Raw genomic sequence first — 20620 nt, 5'->3', positions numbered from 1 at the left:
CGCCAAAGATCAGCTGTTTACAGGACCTTTTGCGGGTTTGGCCGGTGATGCCCGGCAACAATCGCGGAACCCGCAGCGCGGAAACGCCATGACGGCATCGCCAAAACGTCTCATTCGCCATCGAGATAGAGCGCCGTGACCCTGAACAGACCGAATCGAACGAGGTGACCATGTCAGCCCTTCACGCCGATCGCGCTCCCGTCACGGACCTTCACACCCTGCCCTTCATCAGCGACGACGAATGCATGGTGCGTCTCGCGGCCGTGGTGCAGAATCACGATACCGAGCATCTGCCGGACAGCGATCACCTGGACGAATTGGCTGCCCTGATCGCCCGCATTGCGGTGCCGATCGAACTGTAATTTGCAGGATGGCAAAGGCTCTCAGCGCGGCGAGCCCTGCCCCACCCCTACAAATCGGATTGGTTCGAATCCGGCCCGGGGAGCCAGCTCAATTCGCCGGGCACGCCGCGCCGCTCTCGGCCCAGGCTTTCACCAGCGCGCCGGCCTGCGCCTGCGTGCCCGGTGCAGGCGTGCGGCCGAAGCCGGGCGCCCAGGCCCAGCCGACCAGCGTGTCCTTGCCGATATGATCGATCAAGGCTTCCACCGGGCGATTGCCGTTGCGGGCGGGATCCTTGATCTGGGCGCAGATCTCCGCGACGGTTTTGCCTTCCCAAGCCATTTCGCGCGGTGCCAGATGCCACTCGGGATGGCCGGGGACGCGGCCAGGATCGAAATTCGCGTTCTGGTGACAGCTTGAGCAGCGCATCGCCGGGAGGCCGTGGCCGTCCGCGCCGCGTTCGACCGGCGGCTGGTGCAGGCGGGCGCGGTCGCCCTGGCGCGGGCGGTCGCTGGCAGGATGGCAATTGACGCAGCGCGGGCTGGTCAGCACCTTGCCGAGCTCGCTGAACACCGCCGCCGAGCGCGTCGCGGTGTCGGAAATTCCCGCAAAGCTTTCAGGCGACGCGAGCTTGTCCGACGCAACCTCGGCTGCGGCATAGGCCGTCAGCATGCCCATCGCCAGCGTAGCGACCACCACGCCTGCCCTGCCCCACATCTGCATCATCTTCGGTCGCTCCTGATGCGCGCTCGCGGCATCCGTTCGGATCAGACGAGGTAGCGCGCGGCGTCGGCGAGGATCACGTCGCGTACCGCCTCGTGATATTTGACGTAACCGGTGCAGCGGCACAGATGCCCGTCGAGCGCTTCGGTGATTGTGGTTTCGAGATTGGCGCGCGGCAGCGGCGTCTTCGCCAGCCGCTCCAGCAGCACCTGCGCCTCGTTGAGGAAGCCGGCGGTGCAGTAGCCGCACTGGAACGCGAAGTGCGCGATGAAGGCCTTCTGCAGGACCGATAACTGCCCATCCTTGGCGTGCCCTTCAACGGTGCGGATCGACTGGCCGTTGAAATGGACCGCCGGCACGATGCAGGTCGGGCTGGTGTGGCTGGTGCCGTCGGGATCATCGACGATGATGGCGCAGCTCAGGCACTGCGCGGCGCCGCAGCCGAACTTGGTGCCGGTCATGCCGAGATTTTCGCGCAAATAGTCGTTCATGGTCAGGTCGTCGCGAATCTCGCTCGGCCCGTGCTTCTGCCCGTTGATGGTGATGGCAACTGTGGTCACGCGAGCGCTCCCTTGAGCAGGCTTTGGGTCACCGGTAGCGACTGGAAGCGTCGGCCGGTGGCGTCGTGGATGGCATTGAGCAGCGCCGGTACCACCGGAATCATGACGACTTCCGCAATGCCCTTCGGCTTTTCGTCCGGCAGCGGCGGCAGCATCTCGATTTCCAGATCGTGCAGCGGCAGGTCGGAGCCGCGCGCGATGAGATACCGGTCGAGATTCCACTGTCCGTTGCCGGGGCCCCCCTCAAAGGGCGGCAACGATTCCAGCAGCGCATAGCCGACGCCCATGGCGAAGCCGCCCTGCGCCTGGCCGAGCACCAGATCAGGGACCAACGCCTGGCCGCATTCCAGCACGCTGTAGGCTTTGGCGATTTTCAGGATGCCGGTGGCCTTCTCAATCTCGACCCGCACCGCGGTGCCGCACATCGAGGTGTAGCTGGTGCCGATACGGTTGTTGTCGGTCGGCGGAAACTTGACGCTGACGCGGTCGAGGCGCTGGAACGGCCCGTTGCCACGGCGCACCGCAAGCGCGTCGATCTCGGCACGGTACTGCACACCTGACAGCAGGAAGCGCGCGCGCGACCATTCCCAGCGCGAGAAGCTGTGCGCCACGGCACCGGTGACCAGACCGCGCGCGTGCGCGGTCGCGGCCAACATCTTCAGCGGTAGCGGCGCTAGTCCAGCCATCGTCAATTCACCGTTCTTCCACTGCGCCTTGGCAAACTCCTTCGCGCGCGGATCGGTCGGCGCGATCTTCCAGAGCAACAGGGCGGCCGGCCACAGGCCGAACTGGAAGATCACCTTGGCGGCTTCCGCCGGGGCGTGGGTGCCGACATGGGCGCCGATCGAAGCCGAGGTCGCGGAGCTGATCGCGGGCACCCAGCGCGGGTTCTTCTCCAGCGAATCCTGCGTCTTCTGATCCATCGCGTAGGAATCGCCGGACGTAATCATGCCGAGCGCATCGAACGCGCCGACCTGGGCGACCGCGACCTGATCGGAGATGCCGCCGAGATGTAGCGCGACGCGGTTGGCCAGCGCAGTGCTGACGCCGGTGCCCATTTCGGTATGATCGTTCCAGATCGCGATGCGACCGTCGGGGCCGAGTTCGACGCGGCCGTTGGAGCAGTCGGCGCCGGTGCCATAATCCTTGGTGGCGCAGGCGACGCCGGTGCCGACCAGGAAGCCCGGCTTCGCCCTCGATTTCTGGTCGGCGCGGGTCTGCCAGATCGTGTGGCGCTCGAGTTTGTCGAGGATCTCCGGGGTACGCACCGACACGATGTAGCGGTTGCCGGCCAAGGTGCGGCCGTCCTGCTTCAACGCATTGCGGCGACGGAAGTCGATGGGGTCGAGCTTCAATGCGACCGCCGCCTCGTCTACCAGCACCTCGATCGCGCTCATGGTCTGCAGCGTGCCGTAGCCGCGCATCGAGCCGGCGGTCACGCCGCGCGAATGCAGCGCCACGGTGGTGACGTCGGCACGCGGCACGTCATAGATGCCAAGCGCCGCATTGGCGGCGACCGTCGCGACGCTGGCCGAGAAGTTGGCGAGGCCGCCGCCGTCCAGCACGTGGTCGGCGGCGAAAGCCAGGATCTTGCCGGTCTTGCGGTCGACGCCGATGCGCGAATGCATCTTGATAGCATGGCGTTTGATGCCGCCTTGAAACTGCTGGTAACGATCATGCGCCAGCCGCACCGGGCGGCCCGGGAAGAACATCGCAGCCAGTGCGATGTAGAGCACGAACGGCGTGTGGTCGCGGCCGCCGAAGCCGCCGCCCATATGCGCGTAGTTCGAATGGATGCCCGCGGGCTTGAACGGCGCCTTGGCCTTGCCAAGCAACTCGGCAATCGATTCGGTGGTGTCGTAGGGCGACTGGACGCCGAGCACCAGTTCGAGTTGCCGGCTGTTGGTATCGTACCAGCCGAGGCCGGCTTCCGGCTCCAGGAACATCGGATCGATCGACTGGGTGTCGAACTGGCGATCCAGCACCAGCATGTTCGGATTGTCGGCGCTCAATTCCGCGCGAATGGCTTCGCCATGACGGGCGGCTTCGCCGTAAGGCTTCGTCGTTTCCTTGGCGAACGGCGCCCACACCGGCAGTTCGGTATTCTGAATTTTGCCCGGACTGACCCAGCCAGCCATAATCGGCGAATAGACGTCGGGCGCGTCCGGCGCAGGGCCGGCGACGCGCGTAAAGCGGAACGCGGCGAACGGCGGCATCGACACCGGGCCGGTCTCCTCGCCGAACTTCACGAAGGTGTTGTCGCGCAGTGCCAGGCGCGCGCGGTCATAAGCGTCGAACGTCTCGAAGATCAGCAGCGCGACGGGCTGCCCCAGATAAAGCGGCGTCTTTCCGACCGGGCAGAACAGGTCGCCGGCGTAGAAGGCGGGAACGGTGAGGCCGATGCTGTCGATCTCGGCCGCGGTGACAACCATGCTCGGCTTCAGCGAACCGCTGAGGCGCGCGAGGTCCATGCCGATATAGACGTGGGTCGCGTCGGGAGCGCGGACCAGGAGCGCGTGCGACGTGGTCGCGGGCCATCCCGGCATGTCCGAGGCGCGGAAGTCGGAAGCATACAGCTTGGCGCCGGTGACCTTGGCGACGCCGTCGATGCGTCCGGCACCAGCGACCGCGGGATTGAAGGCGCCCTCCCCCGGCAAGATCTCATGGGCGTCGAAGGGAACGCTCGCTGCTGTCGCCATCGGTGACAGGCTGAGCGTGATGCCCGTCGCCGTCGCCCACTTCACGAACTGACGTCGCGACGGCTGCATGCTTCACCTCTGGGTGGCCGCGGCTCGGATGACTGACGGGCATCCGGCTTGTCGCGAATCGCGCAATTGCCATCATGTTTATCGGCTGGGTGTCACCAGTTCCATCATTTTAGAGTCAGTCAAATCTAAACTGGGAACAAGCAACGCGCATATGATGATGGGCAGTAGTTCGAGCCGCCGGGCTGCGCAGCACCGGTCGATCGAATTGACGCGAACGCGTCAATCGCGCGGTAACCATCGCCAGCCTCCCCGGTGGATCAATTACAATTTGATCGATCCATACAACGCGCCACCAAAGTGTTTCCGCCAGATTGCGCTCCAACAAGGAGCGTCAAAAATGAGCGAAGCCGAACTCGATCTTTTGCTGGAAGCAGTGCGTACCGAAATCGAGGTGGAAGCAGAGGATGATCTGCACGCCCAGGCGATGTTCTTCGCGCCGATTCCGAGGGCTGCCAACGACAACGACATGACGTGGCCGCTGGTGCCGTTTCCCGACGGCTGGACCGCATCCTGCTAGAATGTCCTGCAATGCCCCTTCGCCAAATCCGCGAAAGATTGGGGCCGGGCATTGCGCAAACGGCGAACCGTCTGTAACAAATCGCCCGATGGGGCCATGTGGCGGAGTGGTTACGCGCCGGTCTGCAAAACCGTTTATTCGGGTTCGATTCCCGACGTGGCCTCCATTAATCCAATCAAGAGCTTAGGTCGGATGCCTGCCGCTTTTGGCGGCATATTTCAAAACGCACCTTTTTCAGCCAGGCGCTCTTGGCACGACCGCGCGCCTGGACGTACGATGTCGCCTACTGCAGCGAGGTGACGATGAAATTCCGTGTTCTATTCTGTGCTCTCGTGCTGGCTTCCCCGGCCTTGGCCCAGAGCAAGCCGCCTGTGGCTCGCGCCGATCCCTGCGCCCCGATCGGGCGTACCGCCAACGGGCAGCTAGTCTATTCCATGAAGTGTGAGAATCTGCCGGTTCCGGTGGCGCCGGTGCGGGCGGAAGGCGCCGCGCCTGTGGCGCCGGCCGCGGTCGAGGAAGAAGACAAGGGCGGCCTGTTCCGCAACCCGTTCCCGTCGCTGGTCCGGCCATCGAACTCCGAGCGAATCCAGGGGGTTGGACCGCCGCCGGCCAGCCGATAGTTCAGGCCTTCTTCTTGCGGCGCCAGTCGCGCTTCGGCTTCGGCTTCAGTTCCGGCATCACGCTCTGTGCTTCCTGGTATTTCGCCAGCATGCGGACGAAGCTGGCGTTCAGCGTCTCGGCGATCTCCGGACGCTTTTCCAGATTCGACAGCAGCATACCCGCGGCCTCGATGGTCGAAAGCCCGTCCTGCCGCGGCTCCCTGCGCAATTTGCCGTACAGCGACGGTTTGGCCGGTCCGAGGATCACGCGCTGGCACTTCAGCATCCAGGCGTTACGCCACCACAGCGCCTTGGCCTGGCTCCAGGTGCCGTCGAGCAGTACGATGCCCTGAATTTCCTTCAGCAGGGCGCGCTGGTTTTCCTCGGCCTCGCCCTTGCGGTCGATCGCCAGCAGGTCGCGGTCGGTCTCGAAGTCGGACACCTTGGCCGAGCCGAGATACAGCACCGCCCAGCGCGACGGATCGGCGATCGGCCGACCCAGCGCCTTGGCGAGGCTCGGCCAGGACAGTCCGATCTTCACCTCGGCGTTCTTGAAATGCAGCGCCGCGACACGGGCGGTGCCCAGCGCCCTGTCCTGCTCCTGCGGATGCTGCAGGATCAGGAGGCCGATCCGGCTCTCGATGGTCGGGATGCTGTCGCAGATGCACAGCGGCACCGGCTTGAGACAACGCGGACATTCCGGGATCGCCTCGGGCTCACCGGCTTTCAGGTCTGAAATTTTTGACATCGCCCGCTATACGCCGCGCCGACCCGCGCTTCAACCGCCGTGACGGCCGCGATCTGCCTATTCGGCCGGCGCGGGCAGCGGCAAAGGTCGGGAGCGGCTGCGCAGTCGGTCGATCAGCAGGTAGATCACCGGCGTGGTGTAGAGCGTCAGGATCTGCGAGATCAGCAGCCCGCCGATGATGGTGATCCCCAGCGGCCGGCGCAGCTCGGTACCCGGGCCGGTGGCGATGACCAGCGGGATTGCCGCGAACAGCGCCGCCAGCGTGGTCATCAGGATCGGGCGAAACCGGACGCTGCAGGCCTCGAAAATCGCCTCCGCCGGCGACAGCCCGCGATGCCGCTCGGCCTCGATGGCGAAATCCACCATCATGATGCCGTTCTTCTTGACGATGCCGATCAGCAGGATGATGCCGACAAAGGCGATCACGGTCAGCGGCGTATTGGTAATCTGCAAAGCCAGCAGCGCGCCCAGCCCCGCCGACGGCAGCGTTGAGATGATGGTCAGCGGGTGCACCAGGCTCTCGTAGAGCACGCCGAGCACGATATACATCGCGATCAACGCGCCGAGGATCAGCAGCGGCTGCCGGCCCGTGGTCTTGTTGAAGTCGCCCGCGTTGCCGTCGAAGCCGCCGCGGATGCCTTCCGGCATGTGCAGCTCATCGACCGCGCGCTGGATATTGCCGGTGACGGCGTCGAGCTGCACTCCCGGCAGCGTGTTGAACGACACCGTCGTGGACGGAAATCCCTGGGAGTGTGCCACTGCGAGCGCCGACAAGGTCCGCGAGCTGCGGACCACGGCCGACAGAGGCACCTGCGCGCCGTTGGCGCCGGCCACATAGATGCGCTCGAGGTCGGTCGGGTCGTTCTGGAACTTGCCGTCGATCTCCATGATGACTTTGTACTGGTTGCGCTGGGTATAAATCGTCGAGATCTGGCGTTGCGAAAACGCATTGTTCAGCGCGTTGTCGATGTCCTGCACCTTGACGCCGAGGCTCGAGGCGATCTTGCGGTCGATCGACAGCGTCAACTGCAGCCCGCCGGGATCGCGGTCGCTGGACACGTCGGTGATGCCGTCCACGCTCTCGAGCCGCTTGCCGACCAGCGGCGCCCATTTCTGCAGCAGGTCGAGATTGGTCGAGGTCAGCGTGTACTGATAGTTGGAGTCGCTCTGCCGGCCGCCGGCGCGCAGGTCCTGTGCCGCGAACATGAACAGCCGGATGCCCGGCACGACGCCAAGATTGCGGCGCATCCGGTCAATCACGTCTTCGGTGCTATCGCCGTTGCGTTCCTCCGGCGACTTCAGGCTGATGAACATGGTGCCGCGGCTGGCGCCGCCGCCGCCCGGACCTCCCGTGCCGCCCAGCGATGACCCCACGCTCGCGACGCCGGGATCGGCCATCACGATGTCGGCGAGCCGCTGCTGCAAGCCGAGCATCGCCTGGAACGAGGTGTCGGCGGAAGCGCGAGTCGCGCCGATCACGAAGCCGCTGTCGTCATTCGGGAAGAAGCCCTTCGGCGTCTTGATGTAGAGCACCACGGTCAGCGCGATGGTGGCGAAAAACACCAGCAGCGTCAGCAGCGGAAAGCCGAGCACCACGTGCAGCGTGCGCTCGTAGAACGCCACGATGCGCGACAGCGTGCCCTCGACGATGCGGTCGAAGCGGGTCTCGGTGCTCGATACCCCGGTCTTGATGTATTGTGCGCAGATCATCGGCGTTACCGTCAGCGACACCACGGTGGACACGACGATGGAGAAGGTCAGCGTCAGCGAGAACTCGCGCAGCAGCCGTCCGACCAGCCCGTCCATGAAGATCAGCGGCGTGAAGGCGGCGATCAGCGACAGGCTGATCGAGAGCACGGTGAAGCCGATCTGCCGGGCGCCTTCCAGCGCCGCTTGCAACGGCGCCATGCCCTCCTCCAGGTTACGGTACATGTTCTCGATCATGACAATGGCGTCATCGACCACGAAGCCGACCGAGATCGCCAGCGCCATTAGCGACAGGTTGTTGATCGAAAAACCCGCCATCCACATCCCGACACAGGTGCCCGCCAACGCCAGCGGCACCGAGACGCCCGCCGCGATGGTCGGAATACCCCTGCGCAGGAACACGAACACCACCAGCATCACCAGCACCGCCGTGGCCAGCAACGTCCACTGCATGTCCTCCACCGACGCGCGGATGGTGCCGGTGCGGTCGGTCAGCACCGAGACCTCGATGCCAGCGGGAATCCACTGCTTGAGATCGGGGATCAGCGCCTTGACGCGATCAACGGTGTCGATGACGTTGGCATCGCCCTGCTTGGTGATCTGAATCAGCACGGCCGGCTGCTTGTTGAACCAGGCGACCGAGCGGCTGTTGCGGGTGGCGTCCTGGACGTCGGCGACATCGGACAGCCGGACATAGTTGCCGTTCGAACTCTTGACGATGATGTCGCGAAACTCTTCCGCGGTGCGCATCTGCGGATTCATCGACAGCGTTTCGCTCTGCCGGGAGCCGCTGAAAATGCCCACCGGACCGAGCGGATTGGCATTGACGATGGCGGTGCGGACGTCGTCGGTGGCGATGCCGGCGTTGGACAGCGCCACCGGGTTGAGCTGGATCCGCACCGCCGGCTGGTCGGCGCCTGATGTGGTGACCTCGCCGACCCCCGGTACCTGGGAGATGCGCTGCACGATCACGGTGTCGGCGACGTCGTAGATCGCGCTGGCCGACATGGTCTTGGAGGTCAGCGCCAGGATGAACACCGGCGCCGCCGACGGATTGGCCTTGCGGAAATTCGGCAGCGTCGGCAGGTCGGTGGGCAGGTCGGCCACCGAGGCGTTGATCGCCGCCTGCACGTCGCGCGCAGCGCGATCGACGTCGCGGCCGATGGCAAATTGCAGCTGGATGCTGGTCGATCCCAGCGAACTGGTCGAGGTGATCTGGTCGAGGCCGGCGATGACGCCGAGCCGGCGCTCCAGTGGCGCCGCGACGGTGGCCGCCATGATCGCCGGATCGGCGCCGGGACGCGTGGCCGAGACCCGGATCATCGGGAAATCGACGTTCGGCACCGCGGCGACCGGCAGGAAATGATAGGCGACGGCGCCGATCAGAAACAGGCCGATGCCCAGCAGCGTGGTGCCGACCGGCCTGCGGATGAAGGGTTCGGAAATGGAAGCCATTACGGCGTCCCCCCGGCTCCCGAAGCCCCCGCCGCTCCCGCGATCGGCGGCGTCGGCGGTACCGTGGCATCAGGCGCGGCCTTCTCGAAGCGGCGGTTGATGCGGTCGAGCGCCAGGTAGATCACCGGCGTGGTGTAGAGCGTCAGCAACTGGCTGAGCACCAGACCACCGATGATCGACACGCCCAGCGGAAACCGCAGTTCGGCGCCGGTGCCGCTCTCCACCGCCAAAGGCAACGCGCCGAACAGCGCGGCGAGCGTGGTCATCATGATCGGCCGGAACCGCAGCAGGCAGGCCTCGACGATCGCCTCTTCCGGCGTCCGGCCGCGATGCCGCTCCGCCTCCAGCGCGAAGTCGATCATCATGATGGCGTTCTTCTTGACGATGCCCATCAACAGGATGATGCCGATCAGGCCGATCACCGAGAGGTCCTGCCCGGTGGCCATCAGCGCCAGAATAGCGCCGACGCCGGCCGACGGCAGCGTCGAGAGAATGGTGATCGGATGGATGTAGCTCTCATAGAGTACGCCAAGCACGATATAGATCGTCACCAGCGCGGCGAGGATCAGCCAGGGCTGGCCCGACAGCGATTTGGAAAACTCCGCGGCGTCGCCGGCGAACAGCCCGACGATGCTGCTGGGCATGCCGATCCGCGTCTCGATGGTCTTCACCGCCTGCACGGCGTCGCCGAGCGCCTCGCCCGGCGCGAGGTTGAAGCTCAGCGAGATCGCCGGAAATTGCGCCTGATGCGAAATCGCCAGCGGCGCCGTGGTGCGGGTCAAAGTCGCCACGGCCGATAACGGCACCTGCGCCCCGGCGACGCCGGGCAGATACAGTTTGGACAGCACGTCGGGGTCGCGCTGTTGCCCGGGCAGCGCTTCCAGCACCACGCGGTATTGGTTGGCCTGGCCGTAGATGGTGGAAATCTGGCGCTGCGCGAAGGCGTCGTTGAGCGTGTCGTTGATGCCCTGCAGGCTGACGCCGAGCTGACCGGCGCGCTGCCGGTTGATGTCCAGGGACGCCCGCAGCCCGCCGGCCTGGTTCTCGGACGAGACATCGCGGAACATGGGATCGCGGCGGAGTTCGGCGACCAGCTTCTCCGACCACAGCGTCACCTGCGTCGCGTCGGTGCCGGTCAACGTGTACTGGTACTGCGAGCGGCTCGACTGGGTACTGATCTGGATATCCTGCACCGGCTGGAAATACACGGTCATACCGGGAATGCCGGCGACGCTCTGCTTCAGCCGTGCGATCACCTGTGTGATGTCGTCCTTGCGCTCGCCGCGCGGGCGCAGGTTGAGCACCAGACGGCCGACATTGGTGGTCGGATTCACTGTCCCGCCACCGATCACCGAGACCACGCCGGTGACGTCGGGATCTGCCTGGATGGCGGCAGCCGCAGCCGCCTGCCGGCTCTGCATTTCGGCGAAGGAGACGTCGGCGCCGGCTTCGGTCACGGCGGTGATCGAAGCGGTGTCCTGCAGCGGCAGGAAGCCTTTCGGCGCTATGATATAGAGGCCGAGCGTCGCGATGACAGTCAGGAAGGTGACGACCAGCGTCGCCGGCTGATGCTTCAGCACCCACAAAAGCGTGCGGTGATAGAACGCCACCATGCGGTCGATGAACCGGCTGACCGCGGCGAGGCCGGGCACCTGCCACTCGTCATGGGTGTGCTTCAGGAGCCGCGAGCACATCATCGGAGTCAAAGTCAGGGACACGATGGCCGAGACGACAACGGCAATCGTCAGCGTCAATGCGAATTCGCGGAACATGCGGCCGACCAGCCCGGACATGAACAACAGCGGGATGAACACCGCGATCAGCGACACCGTCAGCGAGATCACGGTAAAACCGATCTCGCTGGCGCCGCTCAAGGCGGCCTGCATCGGATTTTCGCCATCTTCCATGTGCCGGACGATGTTCTCGATCATGACAATGGCGTCATCGACCACGAAGCCGGTGCCGATGGTCAGCGCCATCAAAGAGAGATTATCGAGGCTGAAACCGGCGAAATACATCACGCCAAAAGACGTGATCAGCGACAGCGGCAGCGCCACGCCGGCGATCAGCGTCGCCCGCAGCGAGCGCAGGAACAGCAGCACGACGAGCGTCACCAGCACCACCGACAGCACCAGCGTGAACTGCACGTCGTGAACCGAGGCGCGGATGGTGACCGTTCGATCGCTCACCACAGTGAGCTTGACGCCGGCCGGCATCGAACGCTGCACCTTCGGGATCTCTTCGCGGATCTGCCGGACCACCTCGATGACATTGGCGCCCGGTTGACGCTGGATCTCGATGATCACAGCCGGCGTGCTCTGGTACCAGCCGCCGGTGCGGTCGTTCTCCAGGCCATCGACGATCTCTGCGATATCGCCGATCGTCACCGGCGCGCCGTTCTTGTAGGCGACGATGATCGGCCGGTACGCGTCGGCCGCCGCGATCTGGTCGTTGGCGGCGATCGTGTAGGCCTGCTGCGCGCCATCCAGCGATCCCTTCGGACCCGACACGTTGGCGCCGGCAATCGCCGTACGCAGGTCTTCCATCGCGATGCCATAGGCGGCAAGCCGCGACAGGTCGGCCTGCACGCGCACCGCGGGCTTCAGGCCGCCGAGCACGGCGACGCGACCGACGCCGGAGATCTGGCTGAGCCGCTGAGCCAGCAGCGTGTCGGAGATGTCGCTCATGGCGCGCAGCGAGATGGTGTCCGATGTCAGCGCCAGCGTCATCACCGGCGCGTCGGCGGGGTTCACTTTGGCGTACACCGGGGGATACGGCAGGTTCTTCGGCAGCACGCCGGCAGCAGCATTGATCGCCGCTTGCACGTCCTGGGTGGCGCCGTCGATGTCGCGGTTGAGGTCGAACTGCAGCGAGATCGCGCTGACGCCGAACGAACTGGTCGAGGTCATCGAGGTCAGCGACGGGATCTGGCCGAGTTGGCGTTCCAGCGGCGCGGTGATCAGCGAGGCAATCACGTCGGGGCTGGCGCCGGGCAGTTGCGTCGAGACCTGCACGGTCGGGAAATCGACCTGCGGCAGCGCCGATACCGGCAGTGCCCAGTAGCCGAGCGCGCCGCCAATCAGCAGCGCCACCCCGAGCAAGGAGGTGGCGACCGGACGGCGGATGAAGGGTTCGGAGACGCTCATGGCTGCGCGCTCTGGCTTCGGTTGTCGGTCAACTCAGGCAATCGGGTTCATGGCTGTTTGGCTCCGACGGGTGCGGCGCTGCCCGGCGCCGTCGACGGCGCCTTGGCCGGACCGGACTGGCCCTTCTGGTCGCCCTCGCCCGAACGGCGTTCGCCACGCTTGCCGCCCCGCTTGCGCGGCGCCAGATCGGCGGTCGGTTCTTCGCTGTTGGTGCTGACGCTGACCTTGGTGCCTTCTGCCAGATTGGCGAAGCCGGTGGTGACGACGCGGTCGCTCGGCGACAGGCCCTTGGCGATCACGGCCTCGGTCTCGTTCTGCTGTGTCACCGTCACCGGCACCGCTTTGACGATGTCGCCCTCGCCGATCACGTAACTGAACGTGCCAGCCGGTCCGCGCTGCACGGCGGACGTCGGCACTACCATCGCCTGCGACAGTGTTTCGACCTTGAGCCGGACGTTGACGAATTGGCCCGGCCATAGCTGGAAGGTGGCGTTGGGGAACTCCGCTTTGATCTTCACGGTCCCGGTGGTGATATCGACCTGGTTGTCGATGCCGGTCAGGGTTCCCGTATCGACCACGGTGACGCCGTCATTGCCGAACACATCGACCGCGAGCGTGCCCTTGGCGGCAGCGGCATTGGCACGGACGATCTGCTGCTGCGGCAGGCTGAATTGAACTGCGATCGGCTGCAGCTGGGTGATGATGACGAGACCGGTGGTGTCGGAGGCATGGATGATGTTGCCCTGGTCGACCTGGCGCAGCCCGGCGCGGCCCGACAGCGGCGCGATGATCTTGGTGTAGCTCAGGGTCGCCTGCGCGTTGTCGATGGCGGCCTGGTCCGAATTCACCAGCGCTTCCTGCTGCGCGACGACCGATTTCTGGGTGTCGGCCTGCTGCTTGGAGCCGGCATTGGTGGCGGCGAGCTGCTGGTAGCGGATCAGGTCGAGGCGGGCATTGGCCAGGGTCGCCTCGTCCTGGGCCTTCTTGGCGACGGCCTGATCGTACAGCGCCTTGTACAGCACCGGATCGATCTCGCCGAGCACGTCGCCGGCCTTGACGTCCTGGCCTTCCTTGAAATTGACCTTGATCAGCTTGCCATCGACCTGGGCGCGCACGGTGACGTTGTTCAGTGCCTTCACCGAGCCGACACCGTCGAGATAGACCGGCACGTCCTGGACTTTTGGCGTTGCCGCCAGCACCGGCACGGTCGTATCGGGCCGCGGCGCGCGGGAAGCGGCTTGCTTCTGCTGCATTACCGTCCAGCCGATATAACCGAGACCGCCGAGGATCAGCAGCGTGACGAAGATCGAGACCGTGCGTCGGCGCGCGCCGCCCTTGATGCGGGCCACGGTGCCGGGCGCGTTCGCCGCCTCGTTCGAATCCGGCTTAAAGAGCATTGACCGGTCTCTCCATTTTCGGCTCCCAGCCGCCTCCCAGCGCCTGATACAGGCTGACGATCGCCAGCAGCCGCGCGAGCTGCGCCTGCGACAGCGCGTCCTCGGCCTGAAACAGCGTCAATTGGGTGTTTAGCACAGTTACGATATCTGCAGTTCCGGCGCGCAGTTGCTGCTCGGAAAGCTCGAACGCGCGTCGCGATGCCGTTACCACATCGCGCTGCAATCGCAGTTTTTCGGTGTTTTGTCGGATCGAAGCCAGCGCGTTGTTCACATCGACAAACGCCGAGATCACCGTCTTGCGGTAGGTCTGTAGCAATTCGTCCTGCTTGGCCTTGGTCAGTTCGAAATTGCCGAGGATGCGCCCGCCGTCGAAGATCGGCTGGGTGAGGCCGCCAACCAGGCTGAAGAAGGCCGCATTGGGCTGGAACAGCGATGCCAGTGCCGAGCTCTGGTAGCCGCCCTGCCCGGTCAGCTGAATGCTCGGAAAGAACTGCGCGCGGGCGCTGCCGACATTCGCGGTGGCCGATGCCAGCTGCGCTTCCTGGCGGCGGATGTCGGGCCGCTGCGTCAGAAGTTCCGACGGTAGGCCCGGCGTCACCCTCGGCGACGCTACGCTGTTCAGCGATCCTCCGGCGATCCGCACGCTTTCCGGTGGACGCGCTACCAACAGCGCCAGCGCATTGATGTTCTGCGCCAGCGTCAGCCGCAGCGGCGGCACCGCGGCGCGCTGGTTGGCGAGCACGCTCTGCTGCTGCGCCAGGTCGAGGTCGGTGCCGGTGCCGGCAGTCAGCCGCGACTGGATCGCATCGAGGATACGCTGCGCACTGGCGATGTTGCGCTCGGCCGTCTTGATCCGGTCCTGCGACGCCAGCACCTGGAAGTACGCGTTGGCGACGGCGGCCAAGGTTGTCAGCGCAACCGTGTCGCGGTCGAATCTGTTGGCGTTGGCGGTCTCTTCGGTAGCTAGCGCCGCGTCGCGATTCTTGCCCCAGAAGTCGATTTCATAGCTCGCCGACAGCGACGACGAATAGGTCACCACCTCGCGCCCGCCGTTGGTCAGGCCGTTGGCGCTGGAACCAGAATTGCGCGAGTAGGTCTCTTGCCCGCCGCCGCTCAGGCTCGGCAGCAGCGCCGCGCCGGTGATTCGTGCCTGCGCATCGGCCTGCAGGATCCGGGATGTCGCCGCGGCAATGTCGAGGTTAACCGTCTGGGCCTCTTCCATCAACTGCGTCAGCTCGCGCGAGCGGAACCCGCGCCACCAGTCCAGCGTCGGCGTCGCACCATCGGGATTGGACAACCGGGCCGCCTTGTACCCGGCGGGAACGTCGCGCGCCGGATCCGGCAGGTCCTTGGTCAGGATGCAGCCCGCCGACGTCGCGGTGATCGCCAACGCCAGACATGCACGTGCTGCGCCCAGGAAGGAAAGCGTCACCGGCCTCCCCCGCGCGCAAGGCATCGCGCAGGATGCGATCCGCTGGAAGTCTGGACGCTAAGTAATGCAGGCTGCGACACGTTCACCGGGTGATGGTGTGAGGAATTTACCGGCGCCATCTTAGCGGGCCGATCCGTGCGCGGACAGTGTTCTTGCGCCGCAGCGCCGCGCAAGCCCGATCTCGCGAGCCTCGCCCTTTAACCTACCTATTTGCACAGTTTCCCTTATTTCACCGTGCTTTTCTGGCCTCGGACATCACGTTTCGGTTGGCGGGCTTACGAAGATTTCATGTAATTTTATGTTGCTGGCACAGGTCCACGGTTCGCCGGTCCCATCGCTCGAAATAATTGAAACCTCAACGAGATACCAACGTACCTCGGTCGAACAAATCGGGGCACAGGGGTCGGGGAATGCGCGTCGCAGTGATCGGAACGGGAATCGCAGGCAATGCCGCCGCGTGGGCCTTGTCGAAGCGCTACCCCGTCACGGTCTACGACCGCGAAATCCGCCCCGGCGGCCACAGCCATACGGTGACGATCGACTACGACGGCACGCCGGTTGCGGTGGACATCGGCTTCATCGTCTATAACGAGCTCAATTATCCCGACCTCACCGAACTGTTTGCCCATCTCTGCGTCGAGACCACGGAAAGCTGCATGAGCTTTTCGGTCACCGCTGATGGCGGGCGATTCGAATGGAAGGGCGGCGGCGACAGCTGGGTCGAGACCGCGAAGGGCCTGTTTGCGCAGCCGAAGAACCTGTTCTCGCCGTCCTACCTTTGGATGCTGAAGGACATTCTCACCTTCAACGAACAGAGCGTGAAGGACCGCGATGCCGGGCTGCTGGCCGGCAAGACCCTCGGCGAATACTTCGCCTGGCGTAAATTCGCGCCGCGGCTGCTGACCGACTATCTGGCGCCGATGGGGGCCGCGATCTGGTCCGCTCCGGCCGACCGGATGCTCGACTTCCCCGCCGAGAATTTCGTTGCCTTCTTTAGCAACCATCGACTGCTGCAATACGACCGGCCGGTCTGGCGCACGGTCAAGGGCGGCAGCAAGCGCTACGTCGAGAAACTGATGAGCGCCTTTGGCGATCATCTGCGGCTCGGGTGCGCCGTGACGTCGATCGCGCGCACGGACCGTGGCGTGGTGGTCAGCGACAGCCATGGCCGTCATGAGACCTACGATCATGTCGTGATCGCGTCGCATAGCGATCAGGCGCTGGCGATGCTGGACGATCCCAGCGCGGAAGAGACCGCCATCCTCGGCGATATCCGTTATTCCCCCAACGTCGTCTATCTGCACCGCGATGTCCGCCTGATGCCGAAGCGCAAGAATGCCTGGGCATCGTGGAACTTCCTGCGCTGGCGGCGCGAGGGCACCGCGCTCAACGACGTCGCCGTGACCTACTGGATGAACCGGCTGCAGGGCCTCGCCGACGACAAGCCGCTGTTCGTCAGCCTCAACCCGCCCTTTGCGCCGGACCCGGCGCTGACCTTCGGCCGTTACATCTGCGAGCACCCGCAATACAATGCGAAGGCGTTCGCGGCGCAAAAGCGGCTCGGCGAGATCCAGGGCCAGCGCCACACCTGGTTTGCGGGCGCATGGACCGGCTATGGTTTTCACGAGGACGGCTTGCGATCGGGCCTGGCGGTCGCGGAAGCGCTGGGCGCCACGGTGCCGTGGCGGGCGCCTCCGCCCGAACTGGCCGAGGCCGCGGAGTAATCATGCATCACGCGACCGCAAGTGTGGAGACGCAACCGGGTCCGGCCAATGCCGCGGCCGCGCTGTACGTCGGCGATGTCATGCATGCGCGGCTGAAGCCGATGGGGCATCGTTTCAGCTACCGCGTGATGAGCCTGCTGATTGACCTCGACCGACTGGATGCCGCCGACCGGCAGACGTCGTTGTTCGGCGTCAACCGAGCGGCGTTGTACAGCTTTCGCGAGAGCGATCACGGCGACCGCGACGGCTCGTCGCTGTCAGCCTTTGCCCGTGCGCGCGCCGTCGAACGGGGCATCGACCTCACTGGCGGCCGCGTTGAGCTGCTGTGCTACCCCCGCTTGCTCGGCTACACCTTCAATCCGTTGTCGGCCTATTTCTGCTATCGCGCCGATGGCGAACTCGCGTTGATCATCTACGAGGTCCGCAACACCTTTGGCGATATCCACGCCTATGTACTGCCGGTGCAGCCCGGCCAGCGCAGCGCCGCCGGCATCCGGCAGGAGCAGGACAAGCTGTTCTACGTCTCGCCCTTTATCGAAATGCCGATGCGCTACCATTTCCGAGTGTCGCCGCCCGGACAGAGCGTGAAGCTGCGGATACTCGAAACCGACACCGGAGGTCCGCTGCTGGCCGCAACCTTCAACGGAAGCCGCCGCGCGCTGACCACGGCAGCGCTGCTGACATCATTCTTCTCGCTGCCGATGGTGACCTTCAAGATCATGGCCGCGATCCACTGGGAAGCACTGCGGCTCTGGATCAAGGGCGCGCGACTGGTGCCGCGACCGCAAGCCCCTGCAAAAAATACCGTCTTGGCGATCGCACGAAGCACTGACTATAGTAGGACACCGTTAGCGGCGGGCCGACGAGATACCGCACCGCACCAAGACGCTGTGCTTCGATAGGACTGCGACCGTATCTCCAGTCCACGTACAACTCGGACACAGAGCCGCGCAATTCGATGGGTCTGCAAATGTCTGATTTAGTCGCGTCCAAGCTGATCGTCCTGACCCCGGATAATGTCGATCGCAAACTCGCCGACCTGCCGCGTGTCGTGCGGCTGGCTCTCGGGTTCGGCTCGAAGCTGCGCAGCGGCACACTTGACGTGACGCTGCCCGACGGGCGCCAGGTGCGGCTCGGCGGCGTCGAGCCCGGTCCTGCGGCATCGATGACGATCTATGGCTACGGTTTCGCCTCGCGGCTGGTCAATGGCGGCGACATCGGTGTTGCCGAGGCCTATCTGCATGGCGAATGGGACACGCCGGACCTGACCCAGTTCCTGTATTTGTTCTGCGTCAACCACGACCTGATCCAGGCCATGCTCGGCGACAATCCGATGATGCGCTTCGTGCAGATCGTCCGGCACTGGTTCAACCGCAACACCAGGCGGCAGGCGAAGCGGAACATCTACGCCCATTATGACATCGGCAACGCGTTCTACTCGGCCTGGCTCGATCCGAGCATGACCTATTCCTCGGCGATCTTCGAGGACGGCACGCAGGATCTCACGGCTGCGCAGAACAACAAGTACCGGAGGCTGGCCGAGGCCATCGACCTGCAGCCCGGCCACAAGGTGCTCGAGATCGGCTGCGGTTGGGGCGGCTTTGCGGAATACGCCGCCAAGAACTATGGCGCCCATGTCACCGGCCTGACCATCAGCCGCGAGCAGCGCGATTTCGCGCAGAAGCGGATCCAGGATGCCGGCCTGACAGGCCAGGTCGAAATCAAGTTCCAGGACTATCGCGACGAGCGCGGACAGTACGACCGCATCGCTTCCATCGAGATGATCGAGGCGGTCGGCGAGCAGTTCTGGCCGCAGTATTTCTCACAATTGCGCGACCGGCTGCTGCCGGGCGGACTGGTCGGCATCCAGGCCATCACCATCCAGGACAAGTTCTTCCAGGCCTATCGCCGCGAGGTCGATTTCATCCAGCGCTACGTTTTCCCCGGCGGCATGCTGCCGTCGCCGGAGATTCTCAAATCGCTGGGCGACAAGTTCGGCGTGCCGGTGGTGCGCGAGCGCATTTTCGGACTGGATTATGCCAAGACGCTGGCCACCTGGAGAGATAATTTCCGTGCGGCCTGGCCGAGCCTGACGCCGCTGGGATTTGACGACCGTTTCCGCCGGCTGTGGGAATATTACCTGGCCTATTGCGAGGCCGGATTCCTGTCGGGGAACATCGATGTCCGCCAGGTGGTGTTCGCAAAAGCGAAGTGATCCGCCGGCCGAAGAGCAGGGTTTGCGCTCCCTTGTGCGCCTTTCGGCCCTCCACTAGGGTCGCGACCTGTTTGGCACCCTTAGGCAAGATTTTCCGCATCATGAACATTGACCAGGACGTCATCGAAGCGATCGGCAACACGCCGCTCATCAAGCTGAAGCGCGCCTCCGAACTGACCGGCTGCACCATTCTCGGCAAGGCGGAGTTCATGAACCCGGGCGGATCGGTGAAGGATCGCGCGGGCAAATGGATGATCCTCGAAGCCGAGAAGCGCGGTGAACTCAAGACCGGCGGTCTCATTGTCGAGTCGACCGCGGGCAATACGGGCATCGGTCTCGCCGTGGTAGCCAGTGCGCGCGGCTATCGCACGCTGATCGTGATCCCGGACACGCAGAGCCAGGAAAAGAAAGACATGCTGCGGTTTAACGGCGCCGAACTGATCGAGGTGCCCGCGCTGCCGTTCGCCAATCCGAACAACTACCAGCATGTCGGGCGGCGGCTTGCGGAGCAGCTGCGCAAGACCGAGCCAAACGGCGTTCTGTTCGCCGACCAGTGGAATAATCTCGACAACGCCAAGGCCCACTACGAATCGACGGGCCCCGAGATCTGGGATCAGACCGACGGCAAGGTGGATGGCTTCATTTGTTCGGTCGGGACCGGCGGCACGCTGGCTGGCACGACCCGCTACCTGAAGGAAAAGAACGTCAACATCGTCACGGCCTGCGCCGATCCGCAGGGTTTTGCGATGTATAACTGGTTCAAGCATGGCGAAGCCAAGTCCACGCCAGGCGATTCCATCACGGAAGGCATCGGGATCGGCCGTGTGACGCCAGTCATCGAGACTGCGAAGGTCGATACCGCCTTCCTGATTTCCGACGAGGAAGCCGTTGCCGCGATCTATGACCTGCTGCAGCACGAGGGCCTCTGCCTCGGCGGCTCGACCGGCATCAATATCGCCGGCGCGATCCGTCTGGCGAAGGAACTAGGACCCGGGAAGACCATCGTGACCATCCTGTGCGATGGCGGCGCCCGCTATCAGTCGAAGCTGTTCAACCCCGAATTCATGCGCAGCAAGAACCTGCCGGTGCCGGAATGGCTGGAGCAGAAGAGCAACATCAAGGTGCCGTTCGAGACGGTGTGAGGCTGGGCACAGGTTCCTCCCCGTCATCGCGAGGTCAGGGAAAGCCTGCGGCTTTTCCCTTAGCGAAGCGACCCGGCAATCCAGAAGGCCACAAGCGGAGACTGGATTGCTTCGTCGCAAGGGCTCCTCGCAATGACGGGGAGAGGCC

General features: G+C 64.7%; 15 protein-coding genes and 1 tRNA gene. 8 read left to right on the top strand and 8 right to left on the bottom strand.

Going from position 1 to position 20620, the window contains the following annotated elements; all coding sequences use genetic code 11:
* Window positions 1–170: 170 nt before the first annotated feature.
* Window positions 171–362: a hypothetical protein gene (locus JWR89_RS15535; protein WP_299717667.1), complete on the top strand. Its 192-nt coding sequence runs from the start codon at window positions 171–173 to the stop codon at window positions 360–362.
* 88 nt (window positions 363–450) lie between these two features.
* On the opposite strand, the gene JWR89_RS15530 is transcribed toward JWR89_RS15535, so the two are convergent.
* From JWR89_RS15530 to JWR89_RS15520, 3 genes are read right to left on the bottom strand one after another with little or no spacing between them, the layout of a single operon-like run.
* Complete coding sequence (locus JWR89_RS15530) at window positions 451–1056, bottom strand: Isoquinoline 1-oxidoreductase subunit (protein WP_299717670.1); 606 nt, start codon at window positions 1054–1056, stop codon at window positions 451–453.
* A gap of 50 nt (window positions 1057–1106) precedes the next feature.
* The gene (locus JWR89_RS15525) at window positions 1107–1622 is read right to left on the bottom strand and encodes a 2Fe-2S iron-sulfur cluster-binding protein (protein WP_299717665.1); all 516 of its coding nucleotides are present in this window, start codon (window positions 1620–1622) and stop codon (window positions 1107–1109) included.
* Window positions 1619–4390: a molybdopterin cofactor-binding domain-containing protein gene (locus JWR89_RS15520; RefSeq protein ID WP_299717664.1), complete on the bottom strand. Its 2772-nt coding sequence runs from the start codon at window positions 4388–4390 to the stop codon at window positions 1619–1621. The genes JWR89_RS15525 and JWR89_RS15520 overlap by 4 nt, the downstream gene beginning before the upstream one ends.
* A 337-nt stretch (window positions 4391–4727) precedes the next feature.
* Between JWR89_RS15520 and JWR89_RS15515 the strand changes: the two genes are divergently transcribed.
* From JWR89_RS15515 to JWR89_RS15505, 3 genes are all read left to right on the top strand, one after another.
* Window positions 4728–4907, top strand: a complete 180-nt coding sequence (locus JWR89_RS15515) for a hypothetical protein (RefSeq protein WP_299717663.1) — start codon at window positions 4728–4730, stop codon at window positions 4905–4907.
* Window positions 4908–4999: 92 nt separating this feature from the next.
* Window positions 5000–5073 (top strand) — tRNA-Cys (locus tag JWR89_RS15510).
* Window positions 5074–5209: 136 nt separating this feature from the next.
* Entirely contained in the window at window positions 5210–5527 is a 318-nt protein-coding gene (locus JWR89_RS15505) for a hypothetical protein (RefSeq protein WP_299717661.1), read from the top strand.
* A 1-nt stretch (window position 5528) separates the two neighbouring features.
* Here the strand turns inward: JWR89_RS15505 and JWR89_RS15500 are convergent, their stop codons facing one another.
* Genes JWR89_RS15500 through JWR89_RS15480 form a run of 5 tightly spaced genes read right to left on the bottom strand, consistent with a single transcriptional unit; the run spans window position 5529 to window position 15391 of the window.
* On the bottom strand, window positions 5529–6254 hold the full coding sequence (locus JWR89_RS15500; protein WP_299717659.1) for a tRNA-uridine aminocarboxypropyltransferase: 726 nt from the start codon (window positions 6252–6254) through the stop codon (window positions 5529–5531).
* 57 nt (window positions 6255–6311) lie between these two features.
* The gene (locus JWR89_RS15495) at window positions 6312–9416 is read right to left on the bottom strand and encodes an efflux RND transporter permease subunit (protein ID WP_299717657.1); all 3105 of its coding nucleotides are present in this window, start codon (window positions 9414–9416) and stop codon (window positions 6312–6314) included.
* Window positions 9416–12562 (bottom strand): efflux RND transporter permease subunit, encoded by a 3147-nt coding sequence (locus JWR89_RS15490; RefSeq protein ID WP_299717655.1) that lies wholly within the window; start codon window positions 12560–12562, stop codon window positions 9416–9418. Before JWR89_RS15490 ends, JWR89_RS15495 begins: the two co-directional genes overlap by 1 nt.
* Before the next feature lie 47 nt (window positions 12563–12609).
* Window positions 12610–13959, bottom strand: coding sequence for an efflux RND transporter periplasmic adaptor subunit (locus JWR89_RS15485; RefSeq protein ID WP_299717653.1), 1350 nt, complete (start codon window positions 13957–13959; stop codon window positions 12610–12612).
* Window positions 13949–15391 (bottom strand): efflux transporter outer membrane subunit, encoded by a 1443-nt coding sequence (locus JWR89_RS15480; protein WP_299717651.1) that lies wholly within the window; start codon window positions 15389–15391, stop codon window positions 13949–13951. The genes JWR89_RS15485 and JWR89_RS15480 overlap by 11 nt, the downstream gene beginning before the upstream one ends.
* A 410-nt stretch (window positions 15392–15801) precedes the next feature.
* Between JWR89_RS15480 and JWR89_RS15475 the strand changes: the two genes are divergently transcribed.
* The 4 genes from JWR89_RS15475 to JWR89_RS15460 all read left to right on the top strand — a co-directional run bounded on the left by JWR89_RS15475 (window position 15802) and on the right by JWR89_RS15460 (window position 20472).
* Window positions 15802–17115, top strand: a complete 1314-nt coding sequence (locus tag JWR89_RS15475; protein WP_299717649.1) for an FAD-dependent oxidoreductase — start codon at window positions 15802–15804, stop codon at window positions 17113–17115.
* Window positions 17116–17117: 2 nt separating this feature from the next.
* A complete protein-coding gene (locus JWR89_RS15470; protein WP_299717647.1) occupies window positions 17118–18017 on the top strand; it encodes a DUF1365 domain-containing protein in 900 nt (299 codons plus the stop codon).
* Window positions 18018–18085: 68 nt separating this feature from the next.
* Window positions 18086–19330, top strand: a complete 1245-nt coding sequence (locus JWR89_RS15465; RefSeq protein WP_299717645.1) for a cyclopropane-fatty-acyl-phospholipid synthase family protein — start codon at window positions 18086–18088, stop codon at window positions 19328–19330.
* A 101-nt stretch (window positions 19331–19431) separates the two neighbouring features.
* A complete protein-coding gene (locus tag JWR89_RS15460; protein ID WP_299717643.1) occupies window positions 19432–20472 on the top strand; it encodes a cysteine synthase A in 1041 nt (346 codons plus the stop codon).
* Window positions 20473–20620: the final 148 nt, after the last annotated feature.

This window comes from Tardiphaga sp. (genome assembly GCF_028290785.1).
In the GTDB taxonomy this organism is placed as follows: domain Bacteria; phylum Pseudomonadota; class Alphaproteobacteria; order Rhizobiales; family Xanthobacteraceae; genus Tardiphaga.
The sequence above is the reverse complement of the archived record's forward strand: the minus strand, read 5'-3'. Positions and strand labels throughout refer to the sequence as shown.